This window comes from Amycolatopsis sp. NPDC104863 (assembly GCF_055582965.1).
Genome location: NZ_JBVJOW010000007.1, coordinates 153531 through 168894, shown reverse-complemented (window position 1 = coordinate 168894; position 15364 = coordinate 153531). Strand labels below are relative to the sequence as shown.

General features: G+C 70.6%; 13 protein-coding genes and 1 pseudogene. 6 read left to right on the top strand and 8 right to left on the bottom strand.

Translation table 11 applies throughout. The features are described from left to right. Positions 1-40 precede the first annotated feature (40 nt). Complete coding sequence (locus tag ACZ63J_RS34305; protein ID WP_465398896.1) at positions 41-448, top strand: VOC family protein; 408 nt, start codon at positions 41-43, stop codon at positions 446-448. Here ACZ63J_RS34305 and ACZ63J_RS34300 read toward each other — a convergent pair. The 3 genes and pseudogenes from ACZ63J_RS34300 to ACZ63J_RS34290 all read right to left on the bottom strand — a co-directional run bounded on the left by ACZ63J_RS34300 (position 445) and on the right by ACZ63J_RS34290 (position 3595). Further along, a pseudogene (locus ACZ63J_RS34300) lies at positions 445-1201 on the bottom strand (SDR family NAD(P)-dependent oxidoreductase). The gene ACZ63J_RS34305 and the pseudogene ACZ63J_RS34300 overlap by 4 nt on opposite strands. A gap of 289 nt (positions 1202-1490) precedes the next feature. Further along, positions 1491-2126: a GTP cyclohydrolase II gene (locus ACZ63J_RS34295; RefSeq protein ID WP_465398895.1), complete on the bottom strand. Its 636-nt coding sequence runs from the start codon at positions 2124-2126 to the stop codon at positions 1491-1493. Next, entirely contained in the window at positions 2126-3595 is a 1470-nt protein-coding gene (locus ACZ63J_RS34290; protein WP_465398894.1) for a PfkB family carbohydrate kinase, read from the bottom strand. Before ACZ63J_RS34290 ends, ACZ63J_RS34295 begins: the two co-directional genes overlap by 1 nt. Positions 3596-3960: 365 nt before the next feature. Between ACZ63J_RS34290 and ACZ63J_RS34285 the strand changes: the two genes are divergently transcribed. Together ACZ63J_RS34285 and ACZ63J_RS34280 are read left to right on the top strand one after the other, a co-directional pair. Further along, complete coding sequence (locus ACZ63J_RS34285) at positions 3961-5121, top strand: OmpA family protein (RefSeq protein ID WP_465398893.1); 1161 nt, start codon at positions 3961-3963, stop codon at positions 5119-5121. Between the two features lie 18 nt (positions 5122-5139). Beyond that, the gene (locus ACZ63J_RS34280) at positions 5140-5964 is read left to right on the top strand and encodes a hypothetical protein (protein ID WP_465311626.1); all 825 of its coding nucleotides are present in this window, start codon (positions 5140-5142) and stop codon (positions 5962-5964) included. A 61-nt stretch (positions 5965-6025) separates the two neighbouring features. Here ACZ63J_RS34280 and ACZ63J_RS34275 read toward each other — a convergent pair whose 3' ends face one another. The 3 genes from ACZ63J_RS34275 to ACZ63J_RS34265 all read right to left on the bottom strand — a co-directional run bounded on the left by ACZ63J_RS34275 (position 6026) and on the right by ACZ63J_RS34265 (position 8890). Beyond that, positions 6026-6856 carry an SCO6745 family protein gene (locus ACZ63J_RS34275; RefSeq protein WP_465398892.1) on the bottom strand — a complete coding sequence of 277 codons (831 nt, stop codon included), beginning with the start codon at positions 6854-6856 and terminating at the stop codon, positions 6026-6028. Beyond that, the gene (locus ACZ63J_RS34270; RefSeq protein ID WP_465398891.1) at positions 6853-8061 is read right to left on the bottom strand and encodes a cytochrome P450; all 1209 of its coding nucleotides are present in this window, start codon (positions 8059-8061) and stop codon (positions 6853-6855) included. Before ACZ63J_RS34270 ends, ACZ63J_RS34275 begins: the two co-directional genes overlap by 4 nt. A 97-nt stretch (positions 8062-8158) precedes the next feature. Continuing rightward, positions 8159-8890, bottom strand: a complete 732-nt coding sequence (locus ACZ63J_RS34265; RefSeq protein WP_465398890.1) for an SDR family oxidoreductase — start codon at positions 8888-8890, stop codon at positions 8159-8161. Between the two features lie 171 nt (positions 8891-9061). On the opposite strand from ACZ63J_RS34265, the gene ACZ63J_RS34260 reads away from it, so the two are divergent. Together ACZ63J_RS34260 and ACZ63J_RS34255 are read left to right on the top strand one after the other, a co-directional pair. Continuing rightward, positions 9062-10639 (top strand): discoidin domain-containing protein, encoded by a 1578-nt coding sequence (locus ACZ63J_RS34260; protein WP_465398889.1) that lies wholly within the window; start codon positions 9062-9064, stop codon positions 10637-10639. Positions 10640-10714: 75 nt separating this feature from the next. Continuing rightward, positions 10715-11338 (top strand): SAM-dependent methyltransferase, encoded by a 624-nt coding sequence (locus ACZ63J_RS34255; RefSeq protein WP_465398888.1) that lies wholly within the window; start codon positions 10715-10717, stop codon positions 11336-11338. Positions 11339-11404: 66 nt separating this feature from the next. Here the strand turns inward: ACZ63J_RS34255 and ACZ63J_RS34250 are convergent, their stop codons facing one another. Next, on the bottom strand, positions 11405-12421 hold the full coding sequence (locus tag ACZ63J_RS34250; protein WP_465398887.1) for a S1 family peptidase: 1017 nt from the start codon (positions 12419-12421) through the stop codon (positions 11405-11407). A 162-nt stretch (positions 12422-12583) separates the two neighbouring features. Further along, on the bottom strand, positions 12584-12880 hold the full coding sequence (locus tag ACZ63J_RS34245) for a GNAT family N-acetyltransferase (protein ID WP_465338475.1): 297 nt from the start codon (positions 12878-12880) through the stop codon (positions 12584-12586). 203 nt (positions 12881-13083) lie between these two features. On the opposite strand from ACZ63J_RS34245, the gene ACZ63J_RS34240 reads away from it, so the two are divergent. Further along, on the top strand, positions 13084-15252 hold the full coding sequence (locus tag ACZ63J_RS34240) for a terpene synthase family protein (RefSeq protein ID WP_465399184.1): 2169 nt from the start codon (positions 13084-13086) through the stop codon (positions 15250-15252). The last annotated feature ends 112 nt before the right edge of the window (positions 15253-15364 follow it).

Below are 15364 nucleotides of genomic sequence, written 5' to 3'. Positions count from 1 at the left end.
AGCGTGTGATCCGCCAAGCAGGCCGGCGGAAGGACACCCGATGGACTGGACGCTCGAAGTGGTCGTGGTGCCGGTGTCCGATGTGGACCGCGCGAAGGCCTTCTACGCCGACCGCCTCGGGTTCGCCGTCGACCACGACACGAAGATCGACGAGAGCACGCGGCTCGTGCAGCTGACCCCACCGGGGTCGGGCTGCTCGGTGGTGATCGGCAAGGGAGCCGTGCCGGACATGCCGCCGGGTTCGCTCAAGGGACTCCAGCTGGTGGTCAACAACCTGCCGAAGGCCCACGCGACGCTCACCGAGCGCGGCGTCGAGGTCAGCGGAATCCAGGTCTACGGCATGGGCGCCTGGGACGGCGAAGCAGACCTGAACAACGTGGGTTTTGTGCACTTCGCCGACCCCGACGGCAACGCGTGGACGATCCAGCAGATCACGGCCCGCGTCTAGTCGACGAGAGCCCCGCAGCTGACGTTGACGGTCGACGCCGTCATCGAGCGCGCCCGATCCGAGGCGACGAAGGCGGCAACCGCGCCGACGTCGGCCCAGCGTCGCCGCGCGGCTCAGCATCGTCTGGCCGGTGATGCTGTCCTCGACCACCTGACGACCCTCGAAGTCCGCGGGCAGGGTTTCGGGAATGCCGCCGGTCCGCAGCGTCACGGTCCGCACTCCCCGCGGCCCCAGCTCGGCGGCGATCTGCCGGCGCATCGCCTCGAGCGCGTGGAAGGCGATCTGCAGCCCGCCGACGGAGAACTCGCGCACGGGGTCACCCGCGCCGCCGAAGAACAGGACCACGCCCGACTTCTGCTTCACCATGTGCCTCGCGGCGGCGCGGGCGGTCAGGAAGTTCGTCCGCACCGCGGTGACCACAGGCTGCTCGTAGTCGGCGAGCGTCATGTCGAGCAACGGCGTGCCCTGCACGTCCCCGTGGGTGATGAGGTTGAAGGAGACATCGATGCCCCCTCGGCCGGCAACGGCGTCGGCGTGCTCGTCGACGGCCCGTTCGTCCAGCGCGTCGACCTCGGCGGTCTCGGCCCGCCCGCCGGCCGCCCTGATCCGCTCGGCGACCTCGTCGAGCCGGCCGAGCGTCCGCCCGGCGAGGAAGACGGTCGCGCCTTCCTCGGCGAAAGCGCAGGCCACGGCGCTGCCGATCCGCCCTCCGCCGCCGTAGACGATCGCGTTCTTGCCCGCGAGCAAGGTCATGAGTACCTCCGATGTCCGGGTGCGTTCGTCCCTGCGTCGAACGGGCGACGCCGAAATCGACACGGCGGGGTCGTCTCGTCCGACCACGGATCAGGGGCACACCCACGCCTTTGTGGCCCAGGCGCAGCAGAGGCTGCGGTTGAAAGAGTTGATTCCGCCGGGGAAGGAATCCCGCCCGTCCGCGATGACGAGGACGTGGTGGTGTCCAGCCGGAAGTCGAACCCGCGCCGCGAGCAGCACCAGCGGTTCCTCGGAGCCGGCCCGAGGTTGTCGGGCCGGCAACGATCGGCTAAGCGCTCACGCGGCCCGCTGGCCGAACCCCGTTGTGTTCCGGCGCAACCAGCGGTGGCGCCGCGATCGCCCAGCCCGCCCGCTCCTTGGCCGAGATGTAGTCCCGTGCCTTCTCCCCGGGGTCGGGCATCGTCAGCAGCTGCTGGTCGACCTTGATGTCCGCGGCCAGCAGGGCGGCCACCTTGGCCGGGTTGTTCGTCAGCAGCTTGACTTCTCGCAGTCCCAGCTGGCTCAGCAACGCGGCTGCGTCGTCGTAGTGCCGGCTGTCCGGCTTCAACCCCAGCGCCTTATAACTCGCGAAGGTGTCGAGGTGCTTCTCCTGGGAAATCCGGTGCCCCCTGGCTTTGGCCAGCAGGCCGGCGCCGCGGCCCTCCTGGTCCAGGTAGACGAGCACGCCGGAGCCGTGGTTCCGGATGATGCGGCGTGATTCCCGCAGCTGCCAAAGACAGTCGCAGTTCGTCGATTCGAAGATCTCGCCGTAAACGCAACGGGAATGGACCCGGACCGGGCAGCCGTCGACCGGATCGCCGTACACCGCCGCGCACGGCGGATTCATGCGGTCCACCCCGTCATCGAGGACGACGGCCCTGAACGCCCCGTCGGCGCCCACCAGTTCGTGTTCCACTGCTGCCATCACGGGTTCTCCAGCTTTTGGTCGGTCTCGAGAGTGCGCTCGACCTCGTCGAGACCCGGCATGGACTCGACGATCTCGTCCAGTGACGGATTGGTCGCCATCGCCGCGATCGCCCAGCGCAGGGCTTCTTCGCGGCTTCGGCCGGCACCCTCTTGAATGAGTTTTTGGACGAGCGCCGCGGAAAAAGCTTCACGGACGCCCGGTGCGTCGTCGAGCGGGACCGGCGGGCCCTCGATGTCTTGGGAGATCGCGCTCGAGCGGATCCTACAACCGAAACTTTCGACAACACAGACCGCGCCCACCCCGAGGGAAAGCAGGGACCGGGCCAGGTCGTCGACGGTGCGCGGACTGTCCGGATCGGACAGCAGCCTGCGCAGCTCGCCTTCGCGGCCGACGAGGTAGTCCACCCCGCGCAGGAGCCGGTAGAGCTGCTGCGGCGCCTCACGGGGTGGCGAGGCCTGCAGCAGCACCAAGGGCTTCTTCGGTTGCGCGGTAGCGGCCGAGAGCGCCCACTTGATCGTTTCCATCGGCGGCTCGAGGGTCACCAGCACGGCGTCCGCCTCGGCCATCGCTTCCCGCACGCGAGGCGTGCGAAGGTCCTCTCTGGACAGCGAGACCTCGAGCTCGTTCATCCAGCCGAGGTACCGCGTCTCGCCGGTCGGGCCGACGAGCACCAGGGCCCGCGGGCTTGCCGCTCCCGGCGTCCCTTTCACCAGATCGGTCGACAAGGACTCCTTGCGCATGAACTGCAGGAGGTCGCCGGCCTGGGAGTCACCGCCGATGGCGGCCACCAGCCGCGCGTCCAGCCCGAGACGACGCCCCGCGACGGCCAGGTTCAGCCCCTTGCCCCCCGGGTGCACGTCGAAGGACTGGGCCTGGATCGCTTCGCTGACGTCGGGCCATTGGTCGGCGACGACGACGTGGTCGGTCGACGCGCCGCCCACCACCACCACGGTCCCCACCGTCTCCCCGGCGGGTTCGGCCTCGACGGGTTCCGCGTCCCGCACGCAGCGTTCGGCCAGCACGCCCAGCGCCCGGGTTTCGATCGAGCCGCGCAGGCTCCGGACCGTCGGCGCCGGGTAGTCGCTCGTGACGCCGAGCAGCGCGTGCAAGGCGTCCCAGCCCTCGGCCAGCGCGCGGCGGCGCTCCCCCAGGTCCTCCGCGTACAGCCGGCCGACCTCCGCGCCCGGGCTCACGCGTGCGCGGAGAACGCCGAGGGCCAGTGCGGCGTCCGCGATCAGCAGGTCGTTCGGGTCGAGGCCGGCGACGACCGTGGTCACGACGTCCACGATCGCTTCGCCTTCGGACACCCCGGTGTCGCCGATGTGGCGCCGGACAGCGGGCAGCTCGGCGAGCAGGCGGACGTCGACCTCGGTGGTCTCGAGGCGCTCCACGGTCAGCCCGCTGCGCGTCCTCAGCTTGAGGAAGACGTTCCGGACACCTTCGACGTTGGCGTCGTACCTCGCCATCGCCTCAGCCTACCTCTCTCCGTCACTTGCCCTTCTTCGCCTGCCACTTGCTCCGAAGATTCCTCCCGCCTACCGGCAAGTTACTCCGTTCGGCCCGTTTGACCCCGGCATTCGGGGAGGCCGTGTCGGACGATGGGCCGTGCGCATGCCTTGAACAGGGAGAACCGTGCAGGTGACATCGTTCTGTCAATTGACATCGTTACTGGGCAAATGTCACGCTGAAGGTGCTCATGGACCCCTGGGAGGTCGTCATGCAGCCTCGGAACACCAGGTCGGCACGGGGAGTCCGACCTTCGAAGCCCCAGCTGGGCTTGAACAACTCGACGTCCGGCAGCCGGCGTGCCACTCGGGTGTCATTTGCCGGGATGATCATTTTCAGTGCCGTCGTCAGCGGGTGCGCGCTGCCGGCGCGGGCCGTGACCCCCAGCGGGGGCGACCGGGTCGTCGTGGTCGTCAGCGGGACGGCGAACGAGCCTCGGCCGGCCGTCACCGATGCCGTCCTCACCGTGCTCCGCGACGCCGCGAACAGCGGGAACGTCTCCCAGCAGGGCTCGGGCAAGAGCAGCGTCGTGCTGGTGTCGGCCGCGGACGGCGGGGACCGGCGGTCGGTCGTGCTCACGCCGCGGCGGGCCGACGGCTCGCTGGAACACGGGCTCTCCCGGCCGTCGTTGATCGAGCGGAACGTCGCCAGTGCCGTCGACGCCATCGGCGCCACCTCCGCCGGCAAGAGCGGGCTCGACCTGCTCGCCGGCGTCACCGACGCCGTCCGCGGGCTGCCCGCCGGGACGCTCGTGGTCGACAGCAGCGGGCTCAGCACCGGGGGCGCGTTCGACCTGCGCCAGGTCGGCTGGACGGCCGACCCCGCCGCCGTCGCCGCGCAGCTGGCCGCCGCCGGGCAGGTGCCGCGGCTGACCGGCTGGCGGGTGCTCTTCGCCGGGCTCGGTTCGGTGGCCGGCGTGCAGCCGCCGCTGCCCGCGCCGGCTCGCGACCGGCTGGCCGCGTACTGGCAGGCGATCTGCCGGGCGGCCGGGGCCGCGTCGTGCGACGTCGACCACAGCCGGGTCCCGGCCGAGCCGTCGCGGGCGACCGTGGCGACGCCGGTCGTGCCGGTGCCCGGGGTGACGTCGGTGACCGGCCCGCGGGGCGAGGTCACCACCACGGTTTCGGACGCCGCGCTCGGCTTCGCCGGGGACTCCGCGGTGCTGTCCGAATCGGCCCGCGACCTCCTCCGGTCGCTCGCGGGCAGCATCACGGCCGGTCGCGGCAACGCGCCGGTCACCGTCCGCGGCTTCGCGGCCGATCCACCGGGGTCGACCGACGCGGGGCGGCGGGAACTGGCGGAACAGCGAGCGCGTGCCGTCGCCGGCGCGCTCACCGGGGCCGGGGTGACCCAGCGGGTCGACGCCACCGGCACCGGGACGCAGCCCGGGGTCACCGCGATGACCGGCGGGCGGTTCGACGAAGCGGCGGCGGCCCGGATGAGGCGGGTGGAGATCACGTACCAGGGCCCCGGCCCGAGCTCGTAGCCAGACCAGGAGGCAGTCATGACCAGCATCGACGAAACACGAAACCTCCCCCTGCCGCAGCCGCGGCGCCGCGCGGAGACCCCGGCGGGCGACCTGCTGCAGGCCCGGATCCAGGAGCTGACCTACCGCGCCGCCCGCGCGATGGACGGCCACGTCGTCGGCCCGCACGGCCAGAACCTGACCGTCGGCGAGGCGGAGGCCCGCGCCGACCTGATCGACCGGCTCATCGGGCTCGAGCAGATGCGCGGGAGCCTGCGCCACCGGCGCGTCGGCCGGGTGACCCGGGTGCTGACGCTGCTCACGGTGACCGTCGTCGACCTGCCGATCATGCTGTGGCTGGCCAGTTCGGTGTTCAACGTCGACTGGAGCGACCCGCTCGGGCTGCCGCTGGCGATCAGCATCGTCATCTCGGTGCTGGCGACGGGTGGCGCGGCGACGGCGTTGCACCACCTCGGCCACAACCAGCGCCAGCACAAGAACGCCAAGCGGCAGCTGGACTGGCCGAAGCTGTCGGTCGGCTCGAAGCTGAGCCTGGTCACGGTCGGGCTCCTGGTCGGGCTGATGGGCGTGGTGATGTTCGTGCGCGTCTACACCGAGGGTGTGCTGTCGGGGATGAACGACCTGGCCGTGCTGATGGCGGTGCTGGTCGCGCTGGTCATGGTCGTTTCGGCGACGCTGGTGTTCTGGACGGCGTTCCGCGACGGCTCGCTCGAGCAGGACGACCTGCGCCACTACAGCGACTGCGTACGGCCCTTCCTCGCGGCGAGACGCGAGTACGAGGACCAGGCGCACGAGCTGAGCTGCCAGTACGACCTGCTGCGCCGACGCGGCGGGGACGAGTGACCTCGGGGGAACCCGGGGACCCGGGCCGGCGGGCTGGGGCTGCCCGCCGGCCCGGGTGACGTCACGGGCGCGGGACGCCCATCGGGTTCGGCACCGGGACCAAACCCGAGTCGATCACCGTCCGGCTCAGCGGGACCGCCAGCTCCAGCGTCCGCGCCAAATCTTCACCCAGCTCCTCGACCGGCGCCGCCGCCAGCCGGTCCGTGTCCTCCTCTACGCGGTGGCGCAACGCCGTTCCCGACGAAGTCAGAAGTCCCTCGGTGTCCAAAAGTCCACGGCCGTGCAACCCCGAGACCGCCGCATCCCACGCAGCATCCGACCAACCCCGGTGCGGCTGGACGTCCGCTCGGGTGATCACTCCGTCGCCGATGTGGGTGAGCGTTGTCTCCAGGCCCGTCAGGCCCGCGTGGACCGCCGAGAGGACATGGCCGTCGCCGCGGTGCTCGCGCAGGATCGTTGCCGCCAGCCAGATGCGGCCCAGGGCGCTTGACGGCTTCGGGACCGACGCCCACGCTGCCGCCAGCGGGCGGCCGTCGAAGCTGCAGGCCGAAACCGCTCGCTCGAGCAGGCCGGCCAGCTCCTCGTGGTCCGGTCCCACGGCCCGGCTCAGCGCGGCTTCCACCGCGTCGAGCCGGGACCGGAGAACCTGCTCCGGCGCGGCGAACGACCACGCGTCCGGCAGGGCGCGGGCCACCATCGCCGGGGCGAAGCCGAACAGCACTGACGTCGCCGGCGCCGGGCCGATCGGGCCCAGCGGGGCCAGACGGCCCGCGAAGTACCCCATCCAGTACCCGCGCAGGCCCGCTTCCTTCGCCGCTGCCGCCGTTTCGGGTGCGAAGTAGACCGCCGCGTGCAGCGGCTCCACCGCCGCCCAGAGCTCTCGCGCTGTCACGAACCCCAGGCTACCGGCAGCTCTCGCACCCCGTAGACCAGCGTGTTGTGCTTGTACGCCAACGACTCCCGCGGCACCGCCAGCCGCAGGTCCGGCACCCGGCGGAACAGCCGTGTCAACGCCTCCTGCAGCTCGACGCGGGCCAGCTGCTGGCCGATGCACTGGTGCGCGCCGAACCCGAACGCCACGTGCGTGCGCGGCGATTCGCGGTGGAAGTCGAGCTTGTCCGCTCCCGGGAACAGCTCCTCGTCCCGGTTCGCCGAGCTGAGCGCCGCGACCAGCCACTCCCCCGCCTTGACCGAGCGCGAACCCACCTGGACGTCGGAAGTCGCGTAGCGCAGCACGCCGAACTGGACCACCGACAGGTACCGCAGCAGCTCCTCGACCGCCCGCTCCGGCGCCGCCAGCACGACGTCGCGCTGCGACGGGTGTTCCAGCAGCACCAGCGTGCTCAACGCGATCATGTTGGCCGTCGTCTCGTGGCCGGCCACCAGGAGGCTGAGGCCGAGCACCACCAGCTCCTCCATCGTGAGCGGGTCGCCGGACGCCTCACCGCGTGAGATCAGCCGGCTGAACAGGTCGTCCTGCGGGTTCCGCTGCTTCTCGGTGAACAGCTCCGCCAGGAAGCCGGAAAGCTCGTCGTAGGCCTGTTTCCCCTCCTCGGGCGTGGCGTCGGTGCTGACGAGGAACCCGCTCTGCCGCTGGAACCGCGAGCGGTCCGCGTACGGGACGCCGAGCAGCTCGCAGATCACCAGCGACGGGATCGGCAACGCGAAGTCCCGCACGAGATCGGCTTCGCCCGGCCGGGCGAGCATCGTGTCCAGGTGGCTCTCCACCAGCTCCTGGACGTACTCGCGCATCGCCTCCACGCGCCGCACGGTGAACTCCGCGATCACCATCTTGCGGATGCGCGAGTGCTCCTTGCCGTCGAGCTGGATGATCGAGCCCGGGCTGACCTCCTCGTCGAGGTCGGCGTTCGGGTTCACGTGCACCGAAGACGCGCCGCGCGAGCTCATCGTGCGGTCGGCGAGCACCGCGCGGACGTCGCTGTAGCGCGTCACCAGCCAGGCGTCCATGCCGGCCGGGCAGCGCACCTGCGACGTCGGCGCGGCTTCCCGCAGCGCGGCGTAGTTCTCGGGCGGGTCGAACGGGCATCCGGCCGGTCGCGTCGTCGGGAGGGCCGGGGTTTCGGATGTCGCCGTCACGGCGGATCACACCTCTCTGCCGGTGGTCTGGACACTTCCACCATGGAGAGAACCGGGGCCGTCGTGGGACGTTCGACCCACTTCCGACCCGGATGGCCTAGCGGGCGCCGTACGCTCCGCCGTTCACGTGCACGACCTGACCGGTGATGTGCCCGGCGCCCGGCGATGCCAGGAACTGCACGGTTTCCGCGACTTCTTCCGGTTGCCCGGCGCGCTTGTCGAACGCGACGGCGACCCGCGCGTCGACCCACTCCTGGGTGACCGTGCCGTGGAAGAACTCCGTGTCGAGGGTGACGCCGGGCGCCACGACGTTGGCGCTGCCCCCGGCCGGGCCGAGCTGCCGCGCGAGGTCGGTGTTCCACGCCTCGATCGCCGCTTTTGCCGCGCCGTAAGAGCCTGAGCCCTGCTTCGCCGCGATGGAACCGAGAGTCACAACCCGCACGTTGTCCGCGAAACGCGGCTTCAGGGCAGTAGTCACGAGAACGGCGGAGACGACGTTGGCTTCGAAGTTCGCGCGCCACGCGTCCGCCAGCCCGGCGAGGTCGCCCGGCGCCGGGGCTTCCCGGACCCGGTCGGTGTTGCCGCCGGCGTTGTTGACCAGCACGTCCACCCGCGCGGGCAGCTCCGCCAGCGCCGCCCGCACCGCCGCCGGGTCGCTCGCGTCGAAGGCCACCGCCCGCGCGCCGATCTTCTCCGCCGCGGCTTCGAGCACGTCCTTGCGCCGCCCGGTGACGGTCACCCGCTCGCCCGCCGCCGCGAACCGGGCGGCGATCGCCAGCCCGATGCCGGTGCCGCCCCCGGTGACCACGATTTCCCGCTGTTCGCTCATGACGCCATCTTCGCCGAGGAAAGCGCTCCCCCGCACGGGTTTCCCGGCGACCGGAACACCAGCCGGGTTAGTTAGGAAACTTTACGAACAAGTCTTGACGGCGAGCCCCCGCGCGGCGAACCTGGACGCACGCCGCGTCCACCGTCCGCCCCACCCCCTCCCGGAGGCAGCATGACCCGGCGCGCGCTCGTGCTCGTCGTGACCCTGTTCCTCGCCTTGGCCACCGCCGGTGCGCCCGCGGCGAACGCGGCCACCACGCAGCCGACCTTCCTCACCTTCTACGGCTGGTGGGACAACACTCCGCCCGGCGGGGACATCGCCTACCCGCAGATCCACGACACCGCGGGCGGCAAGGGCAGCTACGCCGACCCGATCACCTTCGCCACCAGCAGTGACGAGCTCAAGCCGGGCACCAAGGTCTGGGTGCCGCGGGTGAAGAAGTACTTCATCATGGAGGACGGCTGCGACGAGTGTTCCGACGACTGGAACAGCCAGGGCCCCAACGGCGGTCCCGGCCTGCGCCACATCGACCTCTGGCTCGGTGGCAAGGGCGGCAGCGCCTTCGACGCGATCGACTGCGAAGACGCGCTCACGCACTACAACGCGGACAACACGCCGGTCATGGAGCCGGTGGTCGTCGACCCGCCGTCGAACGAACCGTACGACGCGACGCCGATCTTCAACACCAGCACCGGTGAATGCTGGGGCGGCGCGCAGCCGAACACGACCGTCGGCCAGTACAAGAACAACTCCACCGGCAGCTGCCTCGAAGCCCCGAGCAGCGGGACGACGCTGAAAGTGGCCGCGTGCGCCGAAAGCGACGCCCAGCGGTTCACCTTCCACGGCGCGTTCCTCGTGATCAACAACAAGTGCGCGGGCATCTCCGGCAGCTCGATCGTGCTGCAGACCTGCACCGGCGGGCCCGCCCAGCAGTGGTCGATCAACCCCGACGGCACCATTTCGGACATCCAGACGAGCAAGAAGTGCTTCCGCGCCTCGGGCACCACGCTCACGGCGGGCAGCTGCTCCGGAACCCAGGCGCGCTGGACATTCACCGCGGCCGGCGCCCCGAGCAGTCTCAGCGTGACGCCGTCGGCGGTTTCGGTCGCGCCGGGTGGGTCGGCGACAGCCACCGTCACCAGCTCGGACGCCGTCTCGCTGTCCGCGAGCGGCGCTCCCGCGGGTGTCACCGTGTCCTTCTCGCCGACGTCGGTGCCGGCCGGCGGCACCTCGACCGTCACGGTCGCCGCCGCCGCGACCGCGAGCCCGGGATCGGCGACGATCACCGTCACCGGCGGGACGAAGACCGCTTCGCTCGGCGTCACGGTCACCGGCGGGGGCGGCGGCCAGGAAACCCTGCTCTCTCAGGGCAAAACGGCGACAGCGTCGTCGACCGAGTCGTCGTCCTACCCGGCGAGCGCGGCCTTCGACGGCAACCTGACGAGCACCCGCTGGGCGTCGAAGGAAGGCTCCGCGAGCGAGTGGCTGCGCGTCGACCTCGGCGCCACGAAGACGGTTTCGCACGTCAAGCTGTCCTGGGAAGCCGCGTACGGCAAGGGTTACACCATCCAGACGTCGGCCGACGGCACGAACTGGACGACGATCTACACCACCACGACGGGCAACGGCGCCACCGACGACCTCACCGGCCTGGCCGGCAGCGGCCGCTACGTGCGGATGAACGGCGTCACGCGCGGGACGTCGTACGGCTACTCGCTGTACGAGATGCAGGTGTACGGCCCGGCCTGAGTTGCCGGATCGGCAACACGATTTGCCTCCTCGGTGACGTTCTCCGCATGCTGGGGACGTCACCGAGGAGGAGCCATGTCCCACACCCACGACCAGCCGATGCTCGTCGAGAACATGCTCAAGCAGGAGTTCTGGGAGGAGATGTACCAGCGCGACGAGCACCGGATCTGGAGCGGGAACGTCAACGCGAACCTGCGCGCCGAGGTCGAGGGACTGACCCCCGGGCACGCCCTCGACCTGGGCAGCGGCGAGGGCGGCGACGCGATCTGGCTCGCGAAGCACGGCTGGACGGTCGACGGCGCCGACATCTCGACCATCGCGCTCGCCCGCGCCGAAGAGGCGGGCAAGGAAGCGGGCGTGACCGTCCGCTGGCTGCACCGCGACATCCTGAAGTGGCAGCCGGAAGAGCAGTACGACCTGATCTCCGCGCAGTACATGCACCTGCCGCCGGACCTGCGCCGCGACGTCTTCACCGCGGCCGCGGCGGCGATCCGGCCGGGCGGATCGCTGCTGGTCGTCGGGCACTCGCCGAAGGCCATGCGCGAGTTCGACGGCCAGACGCCGCCGATCGAGCTGTTCTTCGAGCCGGAGGAGATCACGAGCTACCTCGGCGACGCGTGGGAGTGGCTCGTCGAGACCTGCGAGACGCGCGGAGAGGGTCACCACACCGACGCCGTCTACCGCGCGAAGCGGCTCTGAACGGAAGCAGGGGCCCCTTCACGCGCCCTCGACGCGTGTGAAGAGGCCCCTGCGGGTCGTGAACTATCAGGCGAGCTCGAGGCCGTAAGCCTGCAGCTCCAGGGTGAGCGGGTAGAAGTAGCTGGTCACGGTGTCGCCGCCGGACAGCGTGCCGAGGCCCTTCGAACCGTCGTAGGCCGGGCCGCCCGAGTCACCGTGGTCGGTGTGCGCGGTGGTGCCGAACTCGTGGTTCAGGACGCCGACGTCGAAGTTGACCGACTCGTCGACCGAGGTGACCTCGCCGCTGCCGCCACCGGTGGTCGAGCCCTGCTTCTGGATCTGCTCACCGACGGTCGGCTCCGCGGCGCTGGTGATCGCCTGGCCGGTGTTGATCTCGCCGGGGCCGGAGCCGTTCGGGCGGGTCAGCAGGCCGGAGTCCGCGCCCGGGCAGTCGCTCTCGACGACCTGCGCGCCGGAGACGTCGCCGCCGGCCCAGGTGCCGCCGAGGTTGGTGCAGTGGCCCGCGGTGAGCAGGAACGGCGAACCGCCGCGCGTCACGTTGAAGCCGAGCGAGCAGCGGCCCTGGTCGTTCTGGATCGCGTCGCCGTCCTGGATGTGCAGCTCGAGCTTGCCGGTGCGGTGCTCGACGCGGACGCTGTCGCCGTACTTCGCGGCGGCCGCGTTCACCTTGTCCGCGGTCTCCTTGCTGGCCGCGTCGTAGACCTTCACCACGACCTGGTTGGTCTTGGTGTCGATGCCCCACGCGGTCTGCGGGACGTTCTTGACCGCGTCCAGCTGGTTCTTGACGCCGGTGAGCGCGGCGAAGGTGTGCTTGACCTTCTTCGCGGTCAGGCCGGCGGCCTGCACCTTCTGCACGGACGCGTCGTCGGTCACGTTGACGACGGCCTTGCCGTTCTCCAGGTAGATGCCGCCGGACGTGGCGCCGAGGGTGCTCGCCACCTGCGTGGCGTTGCTGACGGCGTTGGCCTGGACCTCGGAGAAGGCCAGTGGGGACGCAGTGGCGGCCGAAGCGCACACGCCGCCGGCGAGGGCGGCGGCCGACAAGACGGCGAAGGTCTTGAGGGCGGTCTTCCGGGGAGTCATCAACTTCCTCCAGTTTGCCGGTTCGAAGCCTGCGCCGGTCACTTTCGTTGCCGGGCAACCAACGCACCACCGACTAAGGTTGGTTAATAACCAGCAGATCCGGACATACCTCTCAAGCCAGACCCGAACGGCCTCGTGACGCTGCCCCTTTCGGCGTAACACTCACCCCTTCGGCCAGCGAACGTGGTCCTCGTAGCCCGGGTTCTTCTTCAGATATCCGGCGATGAAGGGGCAGACCGGCACGATCGTCCGGCCCCGCGCGACGACGTCGTCCAGCGCGGCGGCGGCCAGGACCTTGCCGAGCCCCTGCCCGCCGAACGCGTCGTCGATCTCCGTGTGGGTGAACACCGTGAGATCCCCACGGAGGTCGTAGTAGGCGGAGCCCGCCAGCTTCTCGCCCACCCAGAGGTCGTAGCGGCTCTCGTCGGGGTTGTCGGCCACTCGGGTCCGGTCGGTCATCGGGTTCTCCTCGGTCGGGGTCGTCCCCCATCGTGCGACGGCGGACGGCCGGGTGCTGACCGGCCCGTGCACCCCGCTGGGCCGGCCGGGGGACGCCGTCGGCCCGTTCGTGTGCATCGCCGCTGTTCCTCTTGGCGGACACCAGCGCGGTTTGGTTGCCTCACGGGGTGCCTCAGCAGCCGTTCGTCCTCCCCGAGTTCTACATGCCGTACCCCGCCCGGCTGAACCCGCATCTCGAAGGCGCCCGCGCGCACAGCAAGGCGTGGGCGCGCGAGTTCGACATGATCGACGTCCCGCAGCACGGCAAGGTGATCTGGACCGAGCACGACCTCAACTCCCACGACTACGCGCTGCTCTGCGCCTACACACACCCCGACGCCGGCGCCGGCGAGCTCGACCTGATCACCGACTGGTACGTCTGGGTCTTCTACTTCGACGACCACTTCCTCGAGCTGTACAAGCGCACCGGCGACATCGAGAGCGCGCGCACGTACCTCGACCGGATCGACCTGTTCATGCCTGCCGAAGGCGAGATCACCGCGACACCGGAGAACCCGGTCGAGCGCGGCCTGACCGACCTGTGGAACCGCACGATCCCGCACCGCACCGACGGCTGGCGGCGGCGGTTCGTCGAGAGCACGAAGGCGCTGCTCGAAGAATCGCTGTGGGAGCTCGCCAACATCAACGAAGGCCGGCTGGCCAACCCGATCGAGTACGTCGAGATGCGGCGGAAGGTCGGCGGCGCGCCGTGGTCGGCGAACCTCGTCGAGCACTCGGTGCACGCCGAGGTGCCGGACGAGATCGCCGCGTCGAGGCCGATGGAGGTCCTGCGCGACTGCTTCGCCGACAGCGTCCACCTGCGCAACGACCTGTTCTCCTACCAGCGGGAGGTGCAGGACGAGGGTGAGCTGTCCAACGGCGTGCTCGTGTTCGAGAAGTTCCTCGGGCTGGCCACGCAGGAGGCGGCGGACGCCGTCAACAGCCTGATCACCTCGCGGCTGCACCAGTTCGAGCACACCGCGCTCACCGAGATGCCCGGGCTGTTCGACGAGCACGGCGTCGACCCGGCGGCGCGCGCGGCGACGTTCGCCTACGTCAAGGGCCTGCAGGACTGGCAGTCCGGCGGGCACGAGTGGCACCTGCGCTCGAGCCGCTACATGAACGAGGGGGCACTGGCCGGCCGCGGCGGCCCGGAGCCGGGTGGCGCGTCCGGCATCGGGACGTCCGCGGCGCGCATCTTCACCTCGGTGCTCGCCACCGCGCCGCAACGGCTGCGCGCGTACGGGCACACGCCGTTCCGGGCGGTTTCGCCGCCGCGGCCGTCGTTAGAGGCGCCGTTCCCGCTGCGGCTGAACCCGCACCTGGACGCCTGCCGGGTCCGCAACGTCGACTGGGCGCGGCGGACCGGGCTGCTCGACGGAGTCGTGTGGGACGAGCGGAAGCTGCGCGCGGCGGACCTGCCGCTGTGCGCGGCCGGCATCCACCCGGACGCGACGGCCGACGAGCTCGACGTCACCAGCGACTGGCTGACCTGGGGCACCTACGCCGACGACTACTACCCGCTGATGTTCGGCGCGACCCGCGACCTGGCGGCGGCGAAGGCGTGCAACCTGCGGCTGTCGGCGATCATGGCGGGCACGGCCACGCCGTCGACCCAGCTGGAAGCCGGGCTGGCCGACATCTGGGCGCGGACGACGGCGGAGCTGGATCCGGCGGCCCGGTCGGCGCTGCGGCGGTCGGTCGACACGATGACGTCGAGCTGGCTGTGGGAGCTGAAGAACCAGGCGGAGAACCGGATCCCCGACCCGATCGACTACGTCGAGATGCGGCGCCGGACGTTCGGCTCGGACCTCACGATGAGCCTGTCCCGGTTGTCCCACGGCCGCACGGTCCCGCCCGAGCTGTACCGGACGCGGCCGGTCCAGGCGATCGAGCACTCGGCGACGGACTACGCGTGCCTGCTCAACGACGTGTTCTCGTACCAGAAGGAGATCCAGTTCGAGGGCGAGCTCAACAACGGCGTCCTGGTGGTCCGGAACTTCCTGGACTGTTCGGAGGAGCGCGCGTTCGAGGTGGTGACGGACCTGATGGCGGCCCGCCTGGCGGAGTTCCGCCACGCGGCGTCGATCGAGCTGCCGGCCCTGTTCCGCGATTACGACGTGGCGCCGGAGGTGCAGGAGACGCTGCTGGCGTACGTCGAGGAGTTCCGCAGCTGGATGTCGGGGATCCTGCACTGGCACGAGAACGTGGGCCGCTACACGGAGACGGAGCTGAGGTACCACCCGGTGGGCGGGGCTGGGTTCGGCGGGCCGACGGGAATCGGGACGTCCTCACTGCGGATCTCGTCCCTACTCCCGGCGGCGCCCGTGTGATCGAAGGGTCAACACGCGTGTTTGAAGGGTCAACTCGCGTGATTGAAGGGTCGACACGGCTTGCGGCAGGCAGCGGAGCCGTGTCGACCTCCCAATCACGCGAGTTGACCTC